Below are 24,994 nucleotides of genomic sequence, written 5' to 3'. Positions count from 1 at the left end.
AAGTGCCTTTTTGTAGGTTATATACAGCATTTAAAGAAAGCTTTGTTAAGATAAGACATTTTCGAATGCTTATGTATATATGTTATCAAATAATTTGCTGAAAGTGATGAGACTTAAGACGTATTTTTCTTTCATAAATAAGTCGGAGAGAAAATTAATATTCAATTTCCTCAAAGTCTTTCGGCTGCGGTACAGTTTGCATATTAGCTGCATCTTTCGGATCGCTATAAATCGCGTTTTGTTCTGTGTTTACATCCTTTATATTTTGCTTTTTATTTTTATTCACTTCATTTTTCATTAAAGTTCACTCCTTTTTATTATAGGAGTAGTTATACCCTAACCATATTATTTTTACTGCTACTAAATGTATCAGCGACTAAATTGCTAAATTCACGTAAATAATATAAATAATTATCCCCACCATAGTTGTATCTTTTATTGTACATTTTAGCAACGACGACATTATATTCTGGAATGACTAATATCGTTGGTCCTGTAATTCCTAATATTTGATAGGAACCTTTAGGAACTCGCTCACCAAGTTCGCTAAATAAAGCAGGTTCATTTTGAACGAACCAAAACAACCCGTTTTGAGGTAGTTCTTTATTTGTATACTCTGGACTTTGTAAGCTCGTAGCAAGTGCTATAACTTCTTTTGGCACAATTTGTTTACCATTTAAAAACCCTTTATTTAAATGCAGGTTCCCCCAGTAGGCAAATTCTCTCGCGGAGACAAAAAGATTTTTCTCGGAGCCGTCATCTACTGCACCAACACTACTTATTGCATCTTCATTTGGATTTACAATAACCTTAACTAAATTTTCATCATGTTCTATTCTCCATCCAGTTTCATTGAAGTTGGCAGGTAGGAATACACGCTCCTTTAGTAATTCAGGAAAACTCTTATTATACAGCTGATAAATAAGCTGCGTCACCATTCTTACATTAATATCTCTGTACGCCCAAGCTTGTCCCGGTTCAAATTCACGAAAAACTGTCCCCTCATCGGTTTCATTTAAACCGTGTGAATGAGTTACTAAATGTCTTATCGTTGTCTTACCGAGTAATGAAGGATCATGTTTTTCAAAATAATTTACTGCCTCGTCATCAAGTGATTTTATTTCCCCCTCATAAACTGCATAAGCTACCATTAATCCTAAATAGCTTTTTCTTGCGGAAGCGACATTGAACTGTGAAGATATGGTTACTTTTTTACTAGTAGGAGTATTTGAATGCGTTCCACTATAATGCTCTAGTACAATCTTATTATCTTTCATAATACAAAGTGCTGCCGCAGAACTTTGATTGGTCTCTTTAATGCTTTCTACCCATGAAATTAATTTTTCATATTTGTACAAATAAATATCCCCCTAAAACATATAAAAATAACAGCATGAAAGAAAAGTTTCAATACATTATAACTTTGCATCTGCACTTTTCTTTCATGTGAAATATTATAGATCTATAATACTTAAATAAACCACCAGTTCCAGCAATTAGAACAGCTGAAACAACCAACACAACCTACGCAACCGCCACAACGTCCGCCGCCACAACCACCACAGCGACCACCACAACCGCCACCGCCACAACGTCCGCCGCCACCGCATCCGCCACAACGACGTGCATCGTCTTGAATGTAGTAATATGGATATTGATTTTGTTGCTGATCCCAATACACAACATTACCAGGTTGATAAGCATTAAGGTTTAACGCTTGTAGTTCTTGTTGAAACTCATTCATTATGAAACCCTCCATTTACAAATGTAAATTCCGTCCAAATTTTCGAGTTTATTTACTTTTAAAAATAAAGTAGAAATAAGGCTATAGACTAAATGCGTACATCAACAAAATATGACTTTACACTAGGTGATGTACCTTGTTTATGAGCCTATTTTCTTTATATTCTTTTAGTGGACGGAATTAATATAAATAGAGACAATTAAAAGTTACTAATCCAGCAAGTTAATAGTTCATCACTTAATTTTCTTTCTAGTAATTCTTTTACTGAAGGTGTCGGCATTATTGTATAGGAATTTATATTTTCTTTATTAAAATCAATCCAGTGAAATGCTAAATGGGACTCTTTAGATATTGGAGTGAAATCGGATTTTAACTCATTTGAATCTATTTCAAAAATGTGGTTAATTTCATGGTGGAGGGTTTCTTTGGCTTGCCATTGATTCTCTATGACGCCTAAAAATTGTTTTATACTGCAAGTTACTCCAAGTTCTTCTCGTAACTCTCTTATTAGTGCATTCTCTGCTGATTCCCCAATTTCCACATGACCACCGGGTAAAAAATAGTGATGGCCTATGTATTCAGCAACTAGTAGTTTTTCATCTTGTATCATGATAGCTCGTACAATATGATGGAATTTACTTTTCATTTTGTATTCCTCCTAATCATTCACTTTATACTTGCTCGAAAATTTTCATTTAAAAGCGGGATAATATAAATCATAGGTGTTTCATATGGGTGAATTTCATTGATAATTGCAAGAGTACCTTTTACAAGTTCTCGTTTATACGTTAATTAAAACTAATAATTTTGATAAACGATTCTAAAAAAGAGTATGTTTATGAAGAAAATTATCAAAACATACTCTTAATATTTTTAGTTGATTCATTCTTTTACAATAAGGTTTGATTAGCCCTATTCTTTGCGGCCTCAAAATCGAAGCCGTAGCTAAAGTATGCAATCACTACTATTCCCTAAGCAAATCTATTCTCTACTTCAAATTTACCTGCCTGTACAAATTTTAGACTCTTAACGAACCACGAAAGCCTCTTGCGGCATAGTAAGATTCTGCCCCATTGTGATACACAAAGACGTGTCCAAAGCGATAATCGCAAAAAAGGGCACCGCCAAGTTCTCTAATATCAGAAGGTGTTTGCACCCAACTCGACGTCTTCATATCGAAATTTTCAAGATTATGTAATGTACGATATTCTTCTTCCGTTAATAGTTCAATACCCATGGTAGTTGCCATATCAATAGCGTTATTTTCTGGTTTATGTTTCTTTCTTGATTCTAGCGCTTCAAGATCGTAACAAACACTTCTACGACCTTTAGGACTTTCTGCTGAACAATCATAAAAAATATATTCGCCTTTTTCTTTATCAAAATCAACAACATCAGGTTCGCCACCAGTTCGTTCCATTTCGTTGAGCGACCACAACTTTTCAGTATTAGCATCCAACCTTTCTTGAACATTAGCCCATTCTAAACCTTTATGACGGTTCATATTATTCTCAAAACGATCTTTCAATGTTTGTAGTAATTCTTCACGTTGCTCTAGTGACAACTTTTTTTTATTGCTTTCTTTCATATTAGTTCCTCCATTGATGTTTTTATTAATGATAGTTTAAGTATATATAAATACTGTTTTATAATAAAATGTTTAAATAATTGCGTGAATTGAGTTTGCGATAATTTATATGAATTAGTACAACCAATTCTCTGCAATATGGCCCTTTAACGGAACAACTTATTGTTTCAAAACAGTTTCTTAATCGATCTTTCAATTCTAGATGTTCTTTTCCTTTTCACTATAAATACACGATATAACTTTATTCAAAACAGTACATCTTTATTTCAACAACAATAAGCGATATACTTCCTCACCGTCATATACATTTCCTAATGGTTTAAAATCATAACATTCATATAGTTTCTTTGCAGAAATATTATCTTTATGGACAGTTAATCTAATTTCCTCACACTCTTTAAAGTTATTTTTTATTAAGTTAATGATTTCCTGTAATGCTGCTTTTCCATATCCTTTTCCTTGCTCTTTTTCATCAATGATAAATCCGTTAATCCAATACATATCTGTTGACTCTCGTACAAAAGCATGCATAATAAAACCAACTATAAGGTCACCATCATATATAGCGAATGGAATATATTCGACATTTTCACCATCTGGTTTTATGTATACTTTAGCAAGTGATACTGCCACTGCCGGAACAAATTGCATTTGATTTTCTTTAACTCGTAACTTTAATGCGTCTTCCCAATTTTCTCTCGTAACAATTTTTAATTGGACGTTCACTATTTTAAGCTCCTTTAAAAAGAGAATTTATCTTTTATATTCAACGGAGTGAAATGATTCCCTTTTTCGACATCAACTTATAACATGATTTTCATAAAATCCTGAATAAATTTTTCCTCATCTAATTGTAACGCTATACGCGCCCCTTCAGATTTAGAGTGTAGGCGAAAATCAGCAAAAGTTTGTCCCTTCGTTTCGCCGCAAATATCCACAGTCACTTTTCGGGATGTATAATTTAAAAATGTAGGATTCACTAAACCGCTTATAGCAAGTACATCGTGTAATAATGGCCCTTCAATAGATGGATTGAGTTTTTGGTATGCTGATAAATAATAATCGTACATGGGTTTCATAATCGGCTTAAATGGATTTTGTGTATTAACTAAAATATAAGTAAATACACTTGGGGTTAAAACCGTTTTATTTGTTACATTTAAAGGGAATAACGTTAAATTTTTCGCTTGCTGAAATACAATTTGACTTGCTATAGGATCTCCGTACACGTTTGCCTCTGCTAATGGAGTAACATTCCCTGCTTCTAAAAAGACACCACCCATAAAATAAATTCCTTTTATATTTAACATCAAGTCGTTCCATAAATTAAAAGCAATCGCTAACGAGGTAGATCTTCCTACATCGACAATTGTTAAATCTTTTCCATACTTTACAAGAATCGCAGCAATACTACCAAAATTGTATATCGGAATAGATAACACACTTTCCGGTACATGTATGGGTCCTAATCCTTCTGGTCCATGAATTTCAGGATAATACGTTGTAATTTCATTTGTAAGTGGCTTTGTTGCCCCGCTAATTACAGGAATATCTTGTCTGTTTGCTAACTGTAAAATATATGCGGCATTATGAGCGGCATGTATATGTCCAACATTTCCATATCCAGTTACGATACCAACAATTTCAATTTCAGGATGCAGTAAGCCATACATAATTGCAAACGAATCATCAATACCTGGGTCTCCAAAAAATAAAACCTTCTCCAAGAAATGCACTCCTTTCATAGGTAAGATAATTATGTATATGTGGAAATAATTTAAATCTATACAGTTCTAAGCAAATATTAATGGTGAGTAATGTATTGATAAAAAAGAACTAGCATTATGCTAGTTCTTTTGCAGATAAATAATCTACCAGTTTAATTAAATCTCGTACAAATATTGGACTAACTGATTTTAATATAGATTATCCCCACTATATTTATAGAATTGAAAGCCTGTTATTAATCCGAAATTTTGCATTCAAATTGCAAATACTCGCAGGGATGTCTTACCATACTTTTTCGCTCTCGATTTGCTTATAATTATCTTTTTTAAATATTAAATGAGCAATCACAACTCCAAGTATAGTAATTATCCCTCCAATTATCGAAACAAAGGTTGGCACCTCGCCTAACCATATCCACGCAATAAAACATGCAGTAACTGGTGTTAAATATAGAGAACTCGTTGCTTCAGAAGCCCCGGCATGAGATGTAATATACGCTAATGCAATATATGGAAGGACTGTCGGAAACACACCTAAATATATAACGCTCAAAGTAATTTCTATAGGAGCTGCTACAATTTCTTGATAAATCCCTGGTAAAAAAATAAGCATACATACAGTACCAGACCAAATTGTATATATTGTAAATGGTAAGAAACCGTACTTTTTTAAATAAGACTTTTGAAAAACGAAAAATAGACTTTCTGAAAATGCCGCTAATAATATTAGTAATACCCCACTATTCAATTGAATGGAATCTCCTTGACTTAATGATAAAAAAGCAATTCCTACTAAACTAATTACACCACCAATCCAACCATTTAATTTCATTTTTTCATTCATAAAAACAGAAGCAAGAATTGCCGTTAATATAGGTGTTACTGAAACAATTAAACTAGCAGGTCCAGCATTTACACTCTGTTCACCGTAGTTTAGTGCAATATGATAAATAGTAAATCCTAGAGCGCCAAATATAAAAATTACTGGAATATCTTTTAAATCAGGTAACCGTAATTTGTATATAAGTGAAAACAGAAGAAGAATCAAAGAAGCAATTAGTAATCGTAGCAAAGTAAGGTGTTCAGGGGTGTAAGCTTCAAGCCCCATCCGAATTCCTGGAAAAGCTGTTCCCCATATAAGAATCGTAAAAGCGTGAGCACATACAATACGAAAATCCCATTTTTTATTATGCATATTTTCTCTCCCTCTCCAATAAACCAGCCATTTTCTAATTACCAATTATTTCTTTTCATCATATTTAATAGTTGATACAATGTCTTCAACCAGTTAATCCTCGAAAAAACCAACCACTTTGCATTTTTAAAATGAATGAGGGAGTTTTTAATATGTCTACTGATAAAAAACTGCCTAAATATCGGCAGATAATAGACTATATGAAAGAAAAAATTGAATACGGAGAATGGCCGATTGGAAGTAAGGTTCCTAGCCAGCGGCAGTTAGCGAAATTATTTCATGTAAATCGTAGTACTGTAATAACCGCACTAGAAGAACTTATGGCAGATGGCTTAATTCAAGGGCAAATCGGGTCAGGAACAATTGTAACGAATAATACATGGTCATTATTAGCCACCAATCCCCCGCCCGATTGGAGTGAATATGTAAAGGCTGGTATTCATAAACCAAACAAGTTAATGGTACGAGAAATAAATAAAGCAGAAGCAAATAAAAAATTGATTCATCTTAGTAAAGGAGAACTTGCACCTCATCTTTTCCCGTTAGAAACTATGCAATTCATTATGCGTAACGTATGTGAGGAACTAGATTATTTCGGATATGAAGAACAAAAAGGATATTTCCCTTTACGTGAAGCAATAAGTAATTATGTAAAATCATTTGGAATAAATACATCACCAAGCTCTATATTAATAGTCTCTGGTGCATTACAGGCATTACAATTAATATCAATCGGTCTTTTACATAGAGAGTCAACTGTTTTACTTGAACGACCTTCTTACTTATATTCTCTTCACGTATTTCAATCGGCTAATATTCACCTTTCAGGAATACAGATGGATCAACATGGAATTATCCCTAATGACTTGTTAAGAAGAATTAATTATAGTCAAAAGAAAAATATTTTATATTCGATTCCTTGTTTTCAAAATCCGACGGGTGTATTAATGTCCAAGGATCGAAGAAAAGAAATACTAAAAATATGCGAAAAAGAACAATTGCCTATCATTGAAGATGATATTTACCGTGAATTATGGATTGATGAAATACCGCCACTACCTTTAAAGTCGATGGATAAACATGGACATGTTTTATATATCGGCAGTCTATCTAAAACACTTAGCCCAGGACTTAGAATTGGCTGGATTATCGGGCCAGAGCCTGTTATTGAGAGATTGTCAGACATAAAAATGCAAACTGACTATGGATCAAGTTCTTTATCACAAAGAGTTGCTGCAGAATGGTTGAGTAAAGGATTTTATGAAGAACACGTTGCGAACGTAAGGATCCACCTGAAAGAGCGGAGACGAATGATGTTACAAGCTTTAGACAAGTATTGTGCAGATATTGCTACATGGGATATTCCAAGTGGTGGATTTTTTATATGGCTAACGGTTGTACCTAACATTCCAATGAAAAAACTGTTTTCAGAAGCACTATCAAAGGGAGTTCTTTTAAACCCAGGACGTATTTATGAAGAAGAATCGGATCAGTGCATACGCTTATCGTATGGATATGCTTCCTCTGAACAAATTACTCAAGGTATTTATATATTAAGTAATTTAATTCGTAAGTTAATGGCATAATAAAAATCCTCTTTTATATAAAGAGGATTTTTATGTGTACCCTATTTACCACAATCTCATTTCCTGTCCTAATAGAATAAGTTCTTCATAAGGATCTCCGTCAATTTTTAATACTTGTGCAAAAGCCGGTTCTGTTTTTATGCCTTGTTCTTTTAATTGGATGATTTTTTTTCTAATATGGGGATGCTGCATTAATAGCATGTGCTCCACTATCATATGTTTATATGCATTTTGGTTACGCACTGGCCGCGGTTGACCAAATAATTCAAATTCAAAACCTTCAAATTGAAAATTCACCTTTATTGTTAAGATATTTTTAAAGTTTTTCTTTTTCATTTCAAATCCTTCGTATGAGCCATACAATGATCTAATTTCCTGTTCAAAAAAATCATAATTATGTACTTCCATTACAATGTCTAAGTCAGAATGAAGGGTATCAATTCTAATAGGGATTGTCCCGCAAAGTACAGGGCTATATAAAGCTAAATCCTCCATTATGTTTAGTTTATTCATAACGTCGTAAACTTTTTGTTGCTTATCATTCCCAGATTGTAAATATGTAATAGATGTAAACATAGAAGTCTCTCCTTCATTTAACGTAATACTAGTCTCACTAAATTTGAGAAAAAATTTAATCATTCCATTTTGTTCTAGGAGTACCTATATTTCAATATATTAAGCCGAACTAACTATATTTTTCAACTTTTCTCCTATACTGCAATACTATAAAAAAAAGGAGGAACTTTCATGAGCATTTTCAACATTCTTTTGACCATACACATATTATTTGGAACCATATGTTTAATTACTGGTATTGTAGCGATGGTTGCTCAAAAAAAGAAAGGAAAACATACGGAATGGGGCGAAATATATCATGCATCGTATGTTGTCATCACCCTTACTGCAATACTATTATCCATTATAAACTGGGATAAAATCGCATATTTATTTTATGTAGCAATTTTCTCTTATTCATTTGCGATTTATGGCTACCTTGCAAGAAAAAAGCGTTGGAAAAATTGGATTCGCCACCATATTAGAGGTATGTTAGGCTCTTATATCGGTGCCGTAACTGCGCTTTTAGTAAACGTCGGCATTCATATTCCAATTATTAATTTACTGCCGCCTATATGGTTTTGGTTTTTACCTACCTTAATTGGCATTCCTCTCGTAGCCAGTGTATCAAAAAAATATAAAAAACAGAGGAAAAATTAGTTACATTTTGATTACTTTCTATTTCATTTTTATTCCATGTTTCCTATGATATAATGGGTTGTATTGTTTTTTACCATCTAAATTAAATATAGGAGGATTTTAATGATACTATCACAAGATAAAAACATTAAACTAGCGATACATGGAATTACTTTATTATCTTTCTTGGCCTTTTTCCTCTTTGGTAATACACTTTTCTTTATACCGCTCATACTTTATTTCGTTTTCAAATCACAAAGTATAAAAGAAATGAATCTAGAATCAGCCCTTTTCCAATTTGGAGTATGGCTCGCTGTATTTCTTTGGAACTTCGTAGTAGTCCGTACACTCATGCTTTCCTTATTACACATTGACTTGAGTACAAATTCCTTATTTGTTATTTTTGGAACAATTCCACTATATATAATATTTTTAGCTGCTGTAATTTTAGGACCACTTAAAGGGATTTTATATGAATTACAAAATAAAGAGTTTCATTATCCTATTGTTTCACGATGGGTGCATAGAACTAAATAAAAAGAATCCAATATTTTTATTGGATTCTTTTTGGTCTCTCTTTTGCATAGTTATTTAAACTTCGGCTCAAGGTATTTAATTATGTTACCGTCAGGAAAACAGCTGTACATCATTTCCTAGCGGGGGCTTCTTTTTACTTATGATTTTTTAAATCCAATATTGACTGCAAACGATCTGGATAATTAGTAAACATCCCATCGACGCCCCAAGAAAGTAATTTTTTCATATCTTTTTCATTATCTACTGTAAATGGATGAACTTCTAATTCATATTTCTTTATTTTTTTAACATAAGCTGCATCAATATATTTGTAGTTCATGCCAAGACCCATGCAGTATGTTTTATACTTTTCTATTTCTGATTCTGTTAATTGAACTGCTTTTTTATATGATAATAATTGTACTAACGGTATATTGGCATTTAAATTATGAATCTTTCGCAGACTTTCTTCACTAAATGATTGAATAATAGCTTTATCATTTATTTGGTAGCGATTTATAATTTCTAATAGTTTTTCTTCCATTCCAGGATATTCATCTGGTGATTTTGTTTCAATATAATAATTAGCATTATGTCCAAACGTTTCAATAATTTCTTCTAGTGTTGGAACTTTAGCATTTTTAAATTCTTCTTTTGCTAAATCGGGGTATTTTTCATTGAAAAAGCTGCCTGCATCAAGTTGTTTTATTTCTGTTAATGTATGATTTCTTACTAATCCAGTACCGTTCGTTGTACGATCCAATGTTTCATCGTGCATAGCTATTAAACGTCCGTCTTTTGTCATTTGAAGATCTATTTCTATATAGTCTCCCTTTAATTGTTGTCCTAATTTGTAAGCTTCTATTGTATGTTCTGGTGCATATGCAGATGCACCTCTATGTGCAATGTTTTTTATATGATTTAATGTATTAGTAGCTTTAATGTATTTATGTTCATTTATTTGCTGAAAAACAAAGATGCTTATTACCATAAAGAAGCATATGAGTGTAATTAGAGATATTTTTTTCATAACGGTATGTTAACTCCTATATTTAAAGTAATTTTATTTGGATGAATTATCCAAATAAATGCTGGTTTTCAAAAACAGTCATTTGTCCTACAGCTTTAAATCCAGATTTTTCATAAATGTTAATTCCATCAGGTGAAGCTTGTAGTACGCAGTACATATTTTTTAATTGTTTTGCTTCTTGCAGCAGGAAATTAAACATAGTAGAGCCAAAACCTTTTCCTCTCATTTCTTCTTTAGTCGCTATATCATAAATACCGACACTATCTTTCGTACATACTAAAGAGCCAACAGATACTACCTCACTTTTATAAAGACCTAAGTATAGTTTCATGTCATCGCTATTCCATACATCTAAAGAAGAAATTTGATTATAGTATGCTTGAACGTGAGTACCTTCTGCTGATGTACCGAATAAAGCCGCTAACGTTTCGCCAAATTGTTGTATTTGTTCTGGCGATGTTGCTTTTTGTATTGTAAAACCTACTGGAATGTCTATTATTGGATGAATTTTTCTTAAGTCTGCTACCATCGCGATATTCTGTTCTGCTTCTTTTAAACCAAGTTTGATTAATTCGCTTTTTATAGTCTGTTCTTGTTTATCATCCCAAAACCAAACACTCATTGGAAATTTCTTTTGATTATAGCATTCTACCTCCTTATATAATTTCTCAATCCCTTCCGTTACATTACTATTTAGTAGTGTAATAATATTAAATGTATCTGCAGGTAATCCGGAGTCGATAGTAATGTAATCCTTCGTTTCTTTTACATCCATTCCATTTACCTGCCGCGCAATATATGAGGTTTTATATGTGAAATTATCTATTAGTAACTGTTTATAATTCATTAATTTTGCTCCTTTCATAAAAATTCGTATTCGAATCTTTCAGTATTAAATATAACATATAAGAAATGTACCTATTTCTATAAAAATATCTCTATAAATCACTCTTTGCGCCCTAAAAGAATTAAAAATGATATAACGTTGTCGGAATGAAAAAAGTGGTATATAATAAATATTAACATTACTAGTAATTATTTTAGGTATTCCTAGAATAAAGGAGCGATACATATGAAAATTACTATTTATTTCGGAAGTCATGAGGATCAAGATGTCCGTACTATGGACTGTCATTTAGATGTAGAAGATACAGAAGAGATTGTTTCTGTATCTTAATATAAATAGTTGGGATGAACCCTCTTCCCTACAGCGTTTAAGACACCTTTTACAGGTGTCTTTTTTGTTGTTTTTTCATCAAAAACCCTTTACTTTAGAGCGTTTTAATAGTAAAATATAAATATACGAACAAACGTTCTTTTTATTTTAATTGTACATGAAGGGATGATTTTAACAATGACTCAAGCAAAGCGCAGAGGAAGAAAAAAGCAAACACCTATTATTTCAAATACAGGCTTTATCGGCTCTGTCTTTATTGATACATTGGAGTTACAAAAGAAATCCTATTATTTCGCTCGTAAAAAACTTCAAATTGTTCATCACGTACTAGATGGTCTATCTGGAGCAACGAGTGCATTATTTAAAGAACATAATATCGCTGCATACATGTCATGTGTGTATTTACATAAACAACAGAAAATTGGCTTCGTTCTTTCAACAAAACCGTTTGAACAAAGTGATGGTGTTTCTTATTTTATAAATTATTTGATCGAAAAGAATTTTTATGGTGACGAAGACATTGAATATCAAGAAGTATTTAATACAGGTTTTATTGGTGTAGTATTCGCGGATTTATCTAGTATAGATCGCTTTAATTTTGAGTTTGAAATGGGTATGCTAACGAAATTAATGAAAGATATGATTATTCCGGTTAAAGAGCTCTTTTTACGCCACAATGTACCGGCTTACATCTCCACTTCTCATTTAGAGGAGCAAAATAAATTAGGTTTCGTTCTATCTGTAAAGCCATATGATGAACGTGCAGAAGCAGATTTATACTTCGAAACATATTTAAAAGAGCGCGGATTATTTATTGGTGATGAAGAAGATGATATTGATAAAATAGTTATTAGAAAGACAGCCGAATTACGATAGTTTTCCAGTACAACTTACATTAATAAATTGTTCAGTATTTAATTTGAACTTAATACCTTCCTATTGGTAATAGGAAGGTATTAATAATTTATTAGTCCTGACGCTTTTCATACATCTCTATTTTTTTATTTAGTAAATCTTTACCCCAAGCTTGCATTGCTTCTAATACAGGTATAAACTTTTCCCCCTGCTCTGTTAAAGAATATTCTACCTTTGGTGGAACAACTTTATAAACTTCTCTGTGTACTAGCTCGTCCTCTTCAAGCTCTCTTAATTGTCTAGTTAAGATTCCTTTTGAGATGCCAGGTAACATCCTCAATAATTCATTAAACCTAATAATTTCATTTTTGCTTAAATGCCACAAAATCACGATTTTCCATCTTCCTGCAATTGCATTTTGGGTAACTGTTAATGGACAAATTTCTTGCTGTGTTTCTTCAGAAACCGATTCATCTTGATAACTAAAACGTGCCATAATAAAATCTCCTTTTTCGCTAAGTACTATTTTTATGACTATGTTATTAAATTGTGCCTACTTACATAAATCCTTCTTAAGAAATAGTATATGTAATGTATACAAAAATCAAAAATAACGCTGTATGTAACGGAGGAGATTGTATGAAAGTTTTTGTAACAGGTGCAAACGGAAATTTAGGTTCTAAAATTGTTGAGTATTTACTTACCAGATTATCAATTGAAGAAATAATTGTTGGTGTACGTGATGACAAGTCTGAAAAAGCACTAAGCTATAAAGAACAAGGCTTAGAAGTACGTGTAACGGATTTTGAAAATCAAGAAACCTTGTTTTCAGCATTCAAAGATGTTGATCGTTTATTCATCATGTCAACATTTGGTGACTTTGATACAGTTATACGTCAGCATACAAATGCAGTAGAAGCTGCCCAAGCAACAGGTGTAAAATAAATTATTTATCCAAGTGTTACAATGACTTCTTCCTAGCAGGCATGCATAGAGCACGTGAAGTAGCAATTATTGAATCAGGTATTCCTTATGTGATTCTGCGTAACAACTGGTATGTAGAAAATGAACTTGGTACAATTCAAAGCTGTATGGCTGGTGCCCCTTGGGTGACTTCTGCAGGAGAAGGGAAAATCGGTTGGGTATATCGTCCGGATTTAGCTGAAGCGGCAGCGAATGTTTTGGTAGCTGATGGTCACAAAAATAAGATTTATGAACTTTCTGGTGAAAATTTAAAACAACAGCAATTTGTTGATACATTAAGTGAAGTATTAGGTAAAGAAATTCCTTTATTAGAAGTAGATGACTCTTCTTATGAAGAAATGTTAAAAGGTGCTGGAGTACCTGAAGCCTACCTTCCAATGTTAGTAATGACTCAAAAAGGGATTCGTGAAGGAGGATTAGAATCAACACATACCCATTTAAATTTCTTATTAGAACGTCAGGCTACACCATTAAAGCAAGCATTAACACATTTATTAGTAAATACAAAATAGATAAATCAAATTCTACAGCCGAGATCAAATAATAAATTTTGTATCTTACAAAGTGCCAGTCCACATTAGGAATGGCACTTCTTTATTACTGCCTTTACTTCAACCATCTATCACTTTAGTTAAAGAAGGATTTTTAAACAACATTATTATTTTTTAAAGGACTCTATTGCAAAATAAACATCTTTTTGTTACTTAACAAATTTACTTAGCTACGCAAAACACTATAATCTTTTGAATGAATTTCTAAGTTCAACTTATTTGAATAAGCCTTATTCAAAATAAGAAATACTATCCCTCCTGTAATTGGAAGCGTGTAAGCAGGGATATAATTTAATAATAATCCTGATAATGCCAATGCTATTGGCTGCATCATTTTACCTATACTTAATCCAATACTGAGTACTCTCCCCCTATATTCATCAGGAATCTCTTTTTGCGTGAAGTAAATTAAAGGAATATCAATTAACGCTATTATTAGCCCTAAAAAGAACATAACAACACAATACGTAATAACGTATACAAAATCATTTACTTCAAAACTTTTGAATAGAACTGGAATTCCTGAAATAATCATAAAAACTGCCAACATTGAACTTAGCTTTTTCAAAAGATAAGAGTAAGAAAAACGATTAGTTATCTTTTTTACTAAAATTGCACCAATTATCATCCCTACAGGAAAAGTCCCTTGAATCATACCAAATTGCTTAGAACTTAGATTGAGAACAGTGTTTATAATATATGGCAATGGAACAGTTACAGCAAAACCTAGGAAGAAATTAATTGAAGTTAAAATACTAAACGTATTCTTTAAGCTTTCCTTTTCAATTAAGTAAAAAAACCCCTCTTTTATATCTTTAATAAAATTAATTTCTCTTTTTGAACATCCATCATTTATGTTGTACTCGAACAATTTAAAGTGAATAAACAATATGGATATGCCCGAAAGAATAAATGAAATACCATTTATAATTATAAAAGTTTTTATATCTAATACAGCAAAAACGATGCCACCTAACATAGGACCGAGAATTAAAGATACAGAATCGATAATTTTACTTATAGAGTTAATACTCATTAACCTCTCTTTAGAGACGATATTTGGTTTTGCCGCTTCTAACCCTATTCCAAAGAATGTTGTAAATACCGACATAAGAAAGGTAGTAGCATAAATAATGAATAAGTTTAATCCATAATTGCTGCTTACTATATAAACAGCAATTAATAAGCCTCCATTTAGTAGATCCATACAAATAACCAGCTTCTTTTTATCAACCTTATCTGCGATTACGCCGGCAAATGGATTCATAACAATCATTGGAATCGTTCCTAAAATGAGTGTAATTGCGAAATTTAATGCTGATCCGGTTATTTGTAAAACATATAATCCTAATGCGAAACTATAAATAGAGCTACCAAATATTGATACTGTTTTCCCAATTACATAGAGACAAATATTTCTTAGTTCTTGTTTTCTTTTTTCATTTTGTAAATGTAATCGTAAACTCCCCATAACTTTTCCCTCCCGCTTAACTTTGTATTATGTACAGTGTAAGTTCTCGGGTCAACCCAATATCAATATGCTAGTATTAAAAACTTTTAAAAGAAAAATTAAAAAAGATGGGGTTAACCCCATCTTTTTCCGAAAAATGCATATGTATAAATTTCTTCTCCTTGAACAAAGAAATCCTCGTATTTTCCTCCTCGTTCTATATATTCTGAAGTTCTTTCATCTATGGAATTAAACTGTAGCTTTTGGATTTCTTCCTTGACTTTTGAAGACGTAAAATTATCTCTTAATCTAGTTGTAATTTGGCTATTTATGCTAAAATTTTTAAATACAATAAATGAACTTAATAAATAACAATCAGGTTTGAATAGATAGTTTAATTCGTGCAATAAAAATTTTTCATGCTCAAAACTGTAATTACTTGTACCAGACTGATCAATTACAATATCAACAGAATGGTTCTGAATAGGTATACTTAAAAAATCAGCGCAAATAAAAAGAATGTTTCTTTTGGAATTTTTTTTTTCAATTACATCTTTTAAAAATAGAAGTTTATTCAAATCTCGATCAACAGCAATATATAAGCAATCCTCTGGCAGCTCTTCATAAATATTTCGTAAAAAGAATCCAAGACCCGATCCTATATCAAGTATTACCTTGTCATTTAAATCTAGTTGTTTTAGTTTCTTTTTCGCCCATTCTCCTATTCTATGTATATTCTCCAAATAAGAAGAATCAGTTGCATGGATATAATCTGAAATAGGATCTTCAAAAGAAGCCCTGTCAGACGTTTCAAACGATTTATCTGCTGTTAAAATCCCTGAATTAATAACATATTCTTCGCCGCAATTACAAGTTAATTTCCCCTCCGTAATTTGATTACTATTAATAATTCCATCTTGAAGAATTAAATTTCCACTACACTTAAAACATGTAAGAAAATTAAGCACCCTTAAATCTACCCCTAAAATTGAATTAGAAATCTCAGTTGTTATAGATAAATCATTTAACGCTACCTTTAATTTATCTCTTCTTTCCTCTAAAATTTGTATTTCTTGTTCAATCTTTTCATATTTCAATTTAAATAAAGATTGGTAAAAAGTATCTTTTTCATAATTTATAGATTTTGCTAAACTTTTATAAAGAAAAAGTTTTTTAATTTCATTCAAACTAAATCCTAGCCATTTGTACTCTAATATAAGCTCTACATCTTTTTGACAATACTCATCAAAAAAATAATGGCCACCCTTTTTTTCAGGAATAATTAGTCCGAGATCCATATAATGTCTAATTGTATCTATACTTATATTGTTTTTTTCTCCAAACTTTCCGATTTTCATAATATCACTACCATTTTAGTATTTGTTTATAAATACTTCTTTTCTAATAGTAGGAAATCCTTTTATCCATCTATATATAATTATCTAGTATAGGGTAATTGTAGAAAAAAATAAAAAAACCCGCGAATCATTCACGGGTTTTCCTCTTAATAACTAATTGCTATTGTACCTTCACCTGCATGTACAGCAAATGAAATCGGCAATGGATACAGTTTGAAATCCATTTCAGGAAATGATTGTTTAATATCTGAAATCCATTCTTCAGCTCCATCTTTATCGTTAGCATAGAACATATGAAGTACTTTTGGTAATTCTTTTTCAAGTTCATTTTTAATGTATTCTCTACATTTTTGGATTTTACGCACTTTCTTTTCAAGTAAAAGTTCGCCGCCTTTTACTTCTAAGATTAAGTTGACACTTAATAAACTTCCAAGTAAAAATTGAACTCCCTTTACTCGACCACTTGCATATAAACCTTTTAAGCTTTTTGGAAATACATAAAAAGGCCTTCTTTTTTCATCTACTAATGTTTTATGTATATCTTGTAAAGTCATACCATCATTGTATAACGTTTTAGCTTTTCTCAAAAGTTCATCCATTGGATAACTTGTCGTTTCACTATCTAATACAGTTAAAGGGAAACCTGCCATATCAGCAGCTAACTTCATATTTTGATAGGTCCCACTTACTTTTCCGCTAATAGCAACTGCAAAGCCTTCTTCATATTCTTCTTTGCATTTAGTAAATAATTCTACCATTTCCCCTATATTAGGTTGCGAAGTAGTAACTGTTCTTCCATCATTTAACGCTTCATAAAGGCGTTTATGAACTCCTTCTTCACAATCCTTATAAGACACTCCATCAATAATAACTTCAATTGGGATAACAAAGTTATCACCATCTGTTGTAAAACTCGCAGTTGTACTATCAGTAAACCAAGCAACACGCTTCATGTTGTTCCTCCCTTATTCTGTTCCTCTTTTCTGACTTTTCTATATATTTATCTTACGAAAAGAGAATATCCCCTGTAATAGTAACAGGACTTTATTATTTTGGCTATAGTAGATGTATAATAAATGTGAATGTTTTTTGTCTATTTATCAAAAAAAAGAAAACCACAAAATTTTCCGGCTTTCTTTTAACATTAAATTACTTAAATGTTTCGTTATCTAAAATGACAACATAATCATTCGTCATTCGCCCCGCTTCTTTCGTATAACTGACAAGTCGCTGGATGTTATCACAGCAAATCTTTGCTCCCCATACGAGTAACGGTACACCAATAAAATCAATATGAAATCTTCTAGAAAACAAACCGCCTAAAGTCATTGGCAATGGAACTGTTGGTGATGTATTAGAAAAAATAATCTTATCATGGTTTTGATAATGTTTTTGCAGAATCTCTCCTAAATGCTTCATTGCAGGTACAACGACCTTTGATGCCCCGCAGCCAATTGTATATACGGGATTCCCATATTCATCTTGTCCATGAAAAATAATTTTCCCCATATCTTCTGTTTTCAATTTATTAAAGTACTCCACATTTAAAATTTCTTCTTTCGTTAACTTCCGATCAGTTGGTAATTTATTTAAATGATAAGCTGCAGCTAGCGATGTTGTATGCGTTCCACCGAAATCTGTGTAGATAAAAATCATAATATCATCCCTTATTGTAAAAAGTTCAATGTTAATTAGTATCACCATTCAAAAGATTGTTAAACAAGGGATGAATTTTTTTATACTCTTTGTGTTAATTCATTATATTTTTTCCAAATATAATATCGTCTACTAATTACTGTACCTAATGTGATACAGAGGAAGGCATTCGTTACAACCATTAATGTGGAGTGCGTACTGCCAGAAAACATACTTTGCTTAATCACGATTTTCGCACCTAAAATAAAAAGGAGAATAATTGTACTTAACCAATTTCCTTTTCGTAATACATGACCCGTTTCACTATCTAACCGAAATGTTAAAGCTTTCCCCCTAATAATCCCAAGTGCCAATCCAATTCCAAACATTGCAACGAAGAGAAGTCCTTGCAATAAAGTTACTTGCTCCATGTGAACAATGGACTGAATTGTTACATAGCACAATAAAGCTGGAACAAGCCAAATACGATTAATTTTCACTTTACGTTCTTTCCCTTGCATTAAAACGATAATAAGAATAACAACGATAATATCCAATTAAATCCCCCCTATTTACACGTTTCCCTTTAAAAATTATATTCTTCTTTCTTTATTCGATACTCGAAATACAATATCTACATTAAATTGTAAAATATGGAGTGTTCTTTTACATCAGTCTTAAGCATTATTTATAAAAGTAAAAAGACGTACTTTTTACTCGTACGTCTTTTAGTACCTGTATTCAAAACGAGTACATTCATGAACCCGTTTAAATTGTTTTCTTATCTCTTCTTTATTTTCACCTGTGTAATGAGCAAATGTTTGAACCGGATTTAACTGTTCTATATTACTTTTTATTACATCTTTTATTTCATCTGTATGATCAGAATATACGTGTAAATATGAATATACGTTTACAAAAGCATTTTTTTCATACCATCCATGTACCCACAGATTGTCTCTATTCCATGCTTCTAGTCGATTTAGCTTGAGTTCTTTAGCTATCTTTTCTGCTTTATTTAATAGTTGATTACCAATGCTCCTTCTACGAAGATCCGGATGAACTGCAATATGCCAAATCATACCGCCAAGCCCTATTCCTCTTGAACAAACAGTACGCTCTTTTACTTCATATTCAATATCTATCAATCCTACTACTTGGTCTTCATATATAGCTACTAGTTCAATAGCGGGATTTTCATATTTTTCTTTCTCTCTAAGTACATTGTCATAATATGCTGTATCTAAAAAAGATAACGCACGGCAACGTACCTAGCTTATTTCGTCTTCTTTTTTATATCCATGTAATTACAAAACTCCTTCTATTTCTACCATTAGTTTTTCAGGTCCTGCCCCTTTATTTGATGGAATAACTAATGTAATTCCTAATTCCGGGTATACGGCCGAGCGAAAACTCACGCCTGGATCATATCCCATTACATGATATTTAAAAATATTTCCTTGTTTTTTTTCAATCCATATTCCATAGCCGTAAGACTGGCTATTATTCACTAAAATATGAGGAGTTAAAAGTAACTTCGTATATTCGTGGCTTAATATTTCGTTGTTAAATAGAGCTTCCCAAAATTTCACCATGTCTGGTGCAGTAATATAAGCACCACCATCAGAACCTCCTTTTATGGGTATAGAGTATGCATTTGTTCTCCATTTTTGACTATTTCCATCCTTTATATATCCGAGAGCTGTATGTTTTGGTAAATTATCTAAAGAGAAATAGCCTGAATCATTCATACCAACTGGAACAAATATGTTTCTTTCTATATATTCCGTAAATTCAAGTCCTGTCTGCTGTTCTATAATTAATCCAAGTATAATAAAACCTGCATTGTTATAGTAAAACTTACTTCCTGGTGTAAACATCATATTACTGTTTTGGAATAATGGTAAAAAGTCTTTTAAACTTTTTAATAGATACATAGGAGTTTGTTTCCAAAGGTCTTCAAAGTTATCCATGATACTTTCATCAAAATAATCTGGAATACCTGAACTATGCGTTAAAAGTTGATGTACTGTAATATCTTCATTAAAGTTTGGAAATTTAATATGTAGACAATCTTTTAACTTTGTATGAAAAGTAATTACACCTCTTTCAACAAGTTGACAGATACTGATAGCAGTGAATAATTTGCATCCTGAGGCAATTCCAAATCTTGTTTGTAGTGTATTGTTTATACATTCACTTCGGTTAGCATATCCAAATGAATTTTCATAAATAATATCATCATCTTTTTTTATTAAGACTAGCCCAGAAAAATCTATATTCTGATGTATTTCTTTTACAATTTTCTCTATTTGATCTTTTGTTTTTATCATAATAACCACCCTTGTTTATTGGTATTGTTCTTTCCCCTTATTATTTTTCCATATATAGGGGAAAGAAACCTCCTATTCACCCCCCTAAGTTTCAAATAAAAACCAAGGGAACTATTTCGAATTTATTGATTCAGCGGAATATACCTTAGACTGCGATGGTAATAAAGTAAACACGCACAATATGATAGTAATAAGTAGCATTACCAATACTCCTACAATGACTACAAGTTGTATAGAAGTGAATTGAGTTGCAACGCCGAACAGAATCGTTATAAAAATTGTAAAAACAGCTATAACGAGCCCGTATATACTCCCGATTCGTCCCATCATATGAACCGGAACGTTATTTTGATAAAATGTGTAAAATCCTGTATTTGCATATGCCATAGAGAAAGATAGAATAAAGAATCCAATAGCAGCCATTAAAAACTCATTTGAAAAAGCATAAATCAAATATCCGATTGCAATGAATAATGATCCTATCCCAATTAGAAATGAAGGTGCTAATTTTTTTGATAAAATTGTATTTGTTATTGCTCCTAAAATAAAACCCGCACCAGCGGTACTAACTAAAAAGCCATACTCACTATCTGTTAACAATAAAACTTCTTTCGCAAACGATAGTTCAAGTGAATCTATAGCGGTAGCTAAAACCATCATTCCTTGGAATAGGAAATAAACACATACTATATACACAGATTTTTTGCTGAAATTTAAAACTATGTTCCAATCTTTCTTTAATACAGTTAGTGACAATTTATCATTGGATGTATTAAAATCGTCTTTTTTATCAAGATTAGGTAAAAGTAATGTAATGAACCCTGATAGCAAAAATGCTATAGCATTCATATATATAGCAAACTCTGGTGTACCAGTTATTAATAATATCCCCGCCACTGCTGGACCAATTAAAAATGCACCTGATCCTATTAAACTACGTAGTGAGTTGAAACGTTGTCTTTGCTCTACTGGAATTAATTTCGTCATATATGTCATAGCAGTTGGTTCATAAATCGCACTGGCCATGCTTATAAAAAATACTAAGAGATAGACAATCCAAAGGGATGGAACCAAGGGTAAAATAGCGATAAATACTACTCGATATATATCGAGGTGAATCATTAACTTTCGTTTATTTAAACGATCTATCATACTTCCTGACCAAGCGTTTGTAAATAAAGTGGCTAATGGTTTTATCACATATAAAGTAGCGACAGCTAAGGCTGAGCCACCCATATTATAGACAAGTACATTCAGTGCGATTAAATAAATCCATGCACCTAAATTCGCAATACCAACTCCGGACAATAGTAATAAAGGATATTTCAAATCTTTAAGTAATTTTTTCACTTTAGGCACCCGCTTTCTAAATTGTTTTAAAACAATAAAAAAATCCCACCCCCAAGACTTAAAGTCTTAGGGACGAGATTTATCATCGCGGTGCCACCCTAGTTTGTTAATATGTCGCCATATTAACCTTATCAGGTACTGCACTATTTCCATGCTTATACCTTAGCTCTATAACGGGAGCTCCCGTCACACCATCCACTTTTAAAAGGTTCCGATGTGCTGCTCAGAGACTTGATTCAATAAAGAATTTTTGCTCCTTTTCAGCTAAATGGAGCTCTCTGTGAAAAATTCATTTTATTTACTCTTCTCTTCACTGCATTTGGTTTTTTCCATATTATCACATAGGTTTTATATTGTAAATAATTAAAAAGAATAATCAGTTTTTTTAAAAAGTGAGCATTCTTTATAATTTTGTAACTTGATTTTTTATTTATTAAAAAATACGGTGCGTGAAATTGCTTGTAACTCTAACAAAAAGAGCCTATTCTACTATAGACTCTTACAAAATTCGATATTAATTTGTACTCGCTTCTGCTAATGGTTCTAGAGGCGGTTCCAAATCTAGTTTTAAAGTATCACCTTCTTGTATATATTGTTCCTTTTCAATGCTTTGACTCGTTACATACCCTGTACCTGTTGTTTTTAAATCTAATTTCAACAACTTAGAGAAATACATAACATCACGCATTGACCAACCTTTTAGGTTAGGCATTTTCACATTACTTCCTACTAGAAATATGCGATCTCCTTCACTCATTACCTCGCCAGTCTGTGGATATTGTTTTATTATCTTTCCTTCTCCTAATAATACCGGCTGAAGTTTCTCTTTTTCTGCAATATTTTTTACGGTATCCATTGTTTGATTTACATAATTTTGTACTTTTATTTCAGATTTCTTTGTTGCATCTGCCATTTGCTTTTCTGTATATGGTTTCACTTTTAAATATTCTAGACTATTTTTCATAACTGGTTTAAAAATTTCAGCAAGAGGCTGAGCACCGTATTCATTCCCTTTTAATTTAGGTTGCTTAATGGCTAAATATACGACTAATTGCGGATCATCAATTGGAGCCATTCCTAAGAATGAAAAAATATAATTATCTTTCCCTTCCATATATCGTCCATTTTCAGGATTCGGAATTTGCGCTGTCCCTGTTTTACCACCAATCGGATAACCATCAATTTTATACATCGTTCCCGTTCCTTTAGATGATGTTATAACACGCTCCATTAAGTTCCTTACCTTATCTGCGGTTTCTTTTTTAATCGGATTCCCTATTTCTTTAGGTTGATTTTCCATAATAACTTGTTTATTTGTTGGATTTACAACCTTATCAACAATATAAGGTTGCATCATTTTCCCGTCATTTGCTATAGCTGTGGCTGCTTGTACTATTTGAATAGGGGTTACAGTAGAGCCTTGACCGAAAGAAGTAGTAACTTGTTGGATTTGAGTATTTAGCAATAATGTATTTTTACTTTCTCCAGGCAAATCTATACCTGTTTTTTGATTGAAACCAAATTTATTCATATATTGCTTGAATTTATTTGGTTTCAGTAACTGATCTTCTAAAATAGAAAAAGCAACGTTCGATGACCGTTCAAACCCTTCATCAAATGTAATTGAACCCCATCCATAGCCGCCATTATGATCTTTAATCTCTGCTGAACCAACTGCGTATTTTCCTGATTGGAAATATTCTTTCCCGTTATATACACCTTCATTAATTGCAGCAGCTAATGTAAAAACTTTCATTGTAGACCCTGGTTCGAATGCATTCGCAATTGGATCGTTTAAAAAATATTCAATGTCTCCTTTGTTAGGATTATAACTAGGCTTACTAGACATTGCTAAAATCTTACCTGTTTTTGGATCCGCAATAATACCTACTAACATAGAAGGGTCATAGTGTTGCTCCGCTTTGTTCATTGCATCTTCTAAAAAACTATTAATTTGTTTATCAAGCGTAAGGTATACGTTATTTCCATTTTTAGCAGGTTCTATTTTTCCTATATCATTTGTAAGTGGGATACCATTTCGTGAACCTACATATTTTACATTTCCGTTTGTAGAGCGCAAATATTTATCAAGACTTTGTTCGAGTCCAAACTTACCTTCTGCATTTCCTTTTTCATCTGGCCTAGCAAAACCTAGGATATATGATGCAAAGTCTTCGTTTGGATATACTCTAGCTTTTTCTGTCGTAAATGACACCCCTGGTATTTTTAATTTTGCTATTTGTTCCTTCACTTCTCTAGGTAAATTCCGACCAATTTTACCAATTTCAACTTGCGTACGTCCTTCATGAAAATTTTTCATGATCTCCTCTTTATCAACTTCAAGCGCACCTGCTAAACGTTGTGCAGTATCTTCTTTATCTTTTAATTTATCTTTTCCTTTTAAATTTACAACGATGCGATATGTTGTTGAGTCTTGGACTAATACTTTCCCGCTTTGATCATAAATTGTGCCACGATTTGCTTCCAAAACTCCATTTTTATTCTGTTGTTCATTCGCAAGATCCTTTACATTAACATTATGCACGACTCCTACTGCTTGAATATAAAATATACGTAAAAGCATCGTAAGAAACAAAACAATAAAAGCAATCATCATATATCGAGCGCCTTTATTCGTTTGAAGTTTATGCATACTGATCTCCTTTCCTTTACAATTTATTAATGCAAATATGCACTTTTTTATTTTAGATACTATATTTT

Annotated in this window: 24 protein-coding genes, 2 pseudogenes and 1 other annotated feature; of the genes and pseudogenes, 5 read left to right on the top strand and 21 right to left on the bottom strand. The window is 32.1% G+C overall.

What is annotated here, in order from left to right; all coding sequences use genetic code 11:
• Positions 1–154 precede the first annotated feature (154 nt).
• The 8 genes from DET63_RS30160 to DET63_RS08295 all read right to left on the bottom strand — a co-directional run bounded on the left by DET63_RS30160 (position 155) and on the right by DET63_RS08295 (position 6,254).
• A complete protein-coding gene (locus DET63_RS30160) occupies positions 155–298 on the bottom strand; it encodes a hypothetical protein (protein WP_002013225.1) in 144 nt (47 codons plus the stop codon).
• Between the two features lie 31 nt (positions 299–329).
• Positions 330–1,358 carry a serine hydrolase domain-containing protein gene (locus DET63_RS08325; protein ID WP_002013222.1) on the bottom strand — a complete coding sequence of 343 codons (1,029 nt, stop codon included), beginning with the start codon at positions 1,356–1,358 and terminating at the stop codon, positions 330–332.
• Between the two features lie 113 nt (positions 1,359–1,471).
• Positions 1,472–1,744, bottom strand: a complete 273-nt coding sequence (locus DET63_RS08320) for a heterocycloanthracin/sonorensin family bacteriocin (protein ID WP_002013220.1) — start codon at positions 1,742–1,744, stop codon at positions 1,472–1,474.
• Positions 1,745–1,943: 199 nt separating this feature from the next.
• Entirely contained in the window at positions 1,944–2,390 is a 447-nt protein-coding gene (locus DET63_RS08315; RefSeq protein ID WP_002013219.1) for an NUDIX domain-containing protein, read from the bottom strand.
• Between the two features lie 372 nt (positions 2,391–2,762).
• The gene (locus DET63_RS08310; protein WP_113936389.1) at positions 2,763–3,332 is read right to left on the bottom strand and encodes a DUF4256 domain-containing protein; all 570 of its coding nucleotides are present in this window, start codon (positions 3,330–3,332) and stop codon (positions 2,763–2,765) included.
• A gap of 261 nt (positions 3,333–3,593) precedes the next feature.
• On the bottom strand, positions 3,594–4,058 hold the full coding sequence (locus DET63_RS08305; RefSeq protein WP_113936388.1) for a GNAT family N-acetyltransferase: 465 nt from the start codon (positions 4,056–4,058) through the stop codon (positions 3,594–3,596).
• A 77-nt stretch (positions 4,059–4,135) separates the two neighbouring features.
• Positions 4,136–5,059: a nucleoside hydrolase gene (locus DET63_RS08300; protein WP_113936387.1), complete on the bottom strand. Its 924-nt coding sequence runs from the start codon at positions 5,057–5,059 to the stop codon at positions 4,136–4,138.
• Positions 5,060–5,342: 283 nt separating this feature from the next.
• A complete protein-coding gene (locus DET63_RS08295; protein WP_113936386.1) occupies positions 5,343–6,254 on the bottom strand; it encodes a DMT family transporter in 912 nt (303 codons plus the stop codon).
• A gap of 152 nt (positions 6,255–6,406) precedes the next feature.
• On the opposite strand from DET63_RS08295, the gene pdxR reads away from it, so the two are divergent.
• On the top strand, positions 6,407–7,840 hold the full coding sequence (gene pdxR / locus DET63_RS08290) for a MocR-like pyridoxine biosynthesis transcription factor PdxR (RefSeq protein ID WP_113936385.1): 1,434 nt from the start codon (positions 6,407–6,409) through the stop codon (positions 7,838–7,840).
• 45 nt (positions 7,841–7,885) lie between these two features.
• On the opposite strand, the gene DET63_RS08285 is transcribed toward pdxR, so the two are convergent.
• Positions 7,886–8,416 (bottom strand): DUF4269 domain-containing protein, encoded by a 531-nt coding sequence (locus DET63_RS08285; protein WP_113936384.1) that lies wholly within the window; start codon positions 8,414–8,416, stop codon positions 7,886–7,888.
• A 171-nt stretch (positions 8,417–8,587) separates the two neighbouring features.
• Here DET63_RS08285 and DET63_RS08280 point away from each other — a divergent pair, with 171 nt between their 5' ends.
• Both DET63_RS08280 and DET63_RS08275 read left to right on the top strand, forming a co-directional pair.
• Complete coding sequence (locus DET63_RS08280; protein ID WP_113936383.1) at positions 8,588–9,055, top strand: DUF2306 domain-containing protein; 468 nt, start codon at positions 8,588–8,590, stop codon at positions 9,053–9,055.
• A gap of 102 nt (positions 9,056–9,157) precedes the next feature.
• Positions 9,158–9,571 (top strand): magnetosome magnetite crystal formation protein family, encoded by a 414-nt coding sequence (locus tag DET63_RS08275; RefSeq protein ID WP_113936382.1) that lies wholly within the window; start codon positions 9,158–9,160, stop codon positions 9,569–9,571.
• A gap of 133 nt (positions 9,572–9,704) precedes the next feature.
• On the opposite strand, the gene DET63_RS08270 is transcribed toward DET63_RS08275, so the two are convergent.
• Complete coding sequence (locus tag DET63_RS08270) at positions 9,705–10,580, bottom strand: glycerophosphodiester phosphodiesterase (RefSeq protein WP_113936381.1); 876 nt, start codon at positions 10,578–10,580, stop codon at positions 9,705–9,707.
• Between the two features lie 46 nt (positions 10,581–10,626).
• On the bottom strand, positions 10,627–11,427 hold the full coding sequence (locus tag DET63_RS08265) for a GNAT family N-acetyltransferase (RefSeq protein WP_113936380.1): 801 nt from the start codon (positions 11,425–11,427) through the stop codon (positions 10,627–10,629).
• 507 nt (positions 11,428–11,934) lie between these two features.
• Between DET63_RS08265 and DET63_RS08260 the strand changes: the two genes are divergently transcribed.
• The gene (locus tag DET63_RS08260; protein ID WP_002085281.1) at positions 11,935–12,633 is read left to right on the top strand and encodes a hypothetical protein; all 699 of its coding nucleotides are present in this window, start codon (positions 11,935–11,937) and stop codon (positions 12,631–12,633) included.
• Positions 12,634–12,724: 91 nt separating this feature from the next.
• Here the strand turns inward: DET63_RS08260 and DET63_RS08255 are convergent, their stop codons facing one another.
• On the bottom strand, positions 12,725–13,108 hold the full coding sequence (locus tag DET63_RS08255; RefSeq protein ID WP_002085280.1) for a winged helix-turn-helix transcriptional regulator: 384 nt from the start codon (positions 13,106–13,108) through the stop codon (positions 12,725–12,727).
• A 143-nt stretch (positions 13,109–13,251) separates the two neighbouring features.
• On the opposite strand from DET63_RS08255, the pseudogene DET63_RS08250 reads away from it, so the two are divergent.
• Positions 13,252–14,108: pseudogene (locus tag DET63_RS08250) on the top strand (SDR family oxidoreductase).
• A 205-nt stretch (positions 14,109–14,313) separates the two neighbouring features.
• Here the strand turns inward: DET63_RS08250 and DET63_RS08245 are convergent.
• The 9 genes and pseudogenes from DET63_RS08245 to DET63_RS08205 form a co-directional block, all read right to left on the bottom strand.
• A complete protein-coding gene (locus DET63_RS08245; RefSeq protein WP_113936379.1) occupies positions 14,314–15,618 on the bottom strand; it encodes an MFS transporter in 1,305 nt (434 codons plus the stop codon).
• Between the two features lie 113 nt (positions 15,619–15,731).
• Positions 15,732–16,955, bottom strand: a complete 1,224-nt coding sequence (locus DET63_RS08240; RefSeq protein ID WP_113936378.1) for a methyltransferase domain-containing protein — start codon at positions 16,953–16,955, stop codon at positions 15,732–15,734.
• Between the two features lie 146 nt (positions 16,956–17,101).
• Positions 17,102–17,908: a DegV family protein gene (locus DET63_RS08235; RefSeq protein WP_078176616.1), complete on the bottom strand. Its 807-nt coding sequence runs from the start codon at positions 17,906–17,908 to the stop codon at positions 17,102–17,104.
• A gap of 196 nt (positions 17,909–18,104) precedes the next feature.
• Complete coding sequence (locus tag DET63_RS08230; RefSeq protein ID WP_002085266.1) at positions 18,105–18,611, bottom strand: DUF3189 family protein; 507 nt, start codon at positions 18,609–18,611, stop codon at positions 18,105–18,107.
• An 80-nt stretch (positions 18,612–18,691) separates the two neighbouring features.
• A complete protein-coding gene (locus tag DET63_RS08225) occupies positions 18,692–19,147 on the bottom strand; it encodes a CcdC protein domain-containing protein (RefSeq protein ID WP_113936377.1) in 456 nt (151 codons plus the stop codon).
• 171 nt (positions 19,148–19,318) lie between these two features.
• Positions 19,319–19,870: pseudogene (locus DET63_RS08220) on the bottom strand (GNAT family N-acetyltransferase).
• A 27-nt stretch (positions 19,871–19,897) separates the two neighbouring features.
• Positions 19,898–20,923, bottom strand: a complete 1,026-nt coding sequence (locus tag DET63_RS08215; RefSeq protein ID WP_113936376.1) for a serine hydrolase domain-containing protein — start codon at positions 20,921–20,923, stop codon at positions 19,898–19,900.
• Between the two features lie 111 nt (positions 20,924–21,034).
• Positions 21,035–22,273 carry an MFS transporter gene (locus DET63_RS08210; protein WP_113936375.1) on the bottom strand — a complete coding sequence of 413 codons (1,239 nt, stop codon included), beginning with the start codon at positions 22,271–22,273 and terminating at the stop codon, positions 21,035–21,037.
• A gap of 65 nt (positions 22,274–22,338) precedes the next feature.
• Positions 22,339–22,596, bottom strand: a binding site (T-box leader).
• Between the two features lie 191 nt (positions 22,597–22,787).
• Positions 22,788–24,926, bottom strand: a complete 2,139-nt coding sequence (locus DET63_RS08205; RefSeq protein ID WP_113936374.1) for a penicillin-binding protein — start codon at positions 24,924–24,926, stop codon at positions 22,788–22,790.
• Between the last annotated feature and the right edge of the window lie 68 nt (positions 24,927–24,994).

The organism is Bacillus sp. DB-2, from assembly GCF_003315125.1.
Lineage (GTDB): Bacteria > Bacillota > Bacilli > Bacillales > Bacillaceae_G > Bacillus_A > Bacillus_A mycoides.
The sequence above is the reverse complement of the archived record's forward strand: the minus strand, read 5'-3'. Positions and strand labels throughout refer to the sequence as shown.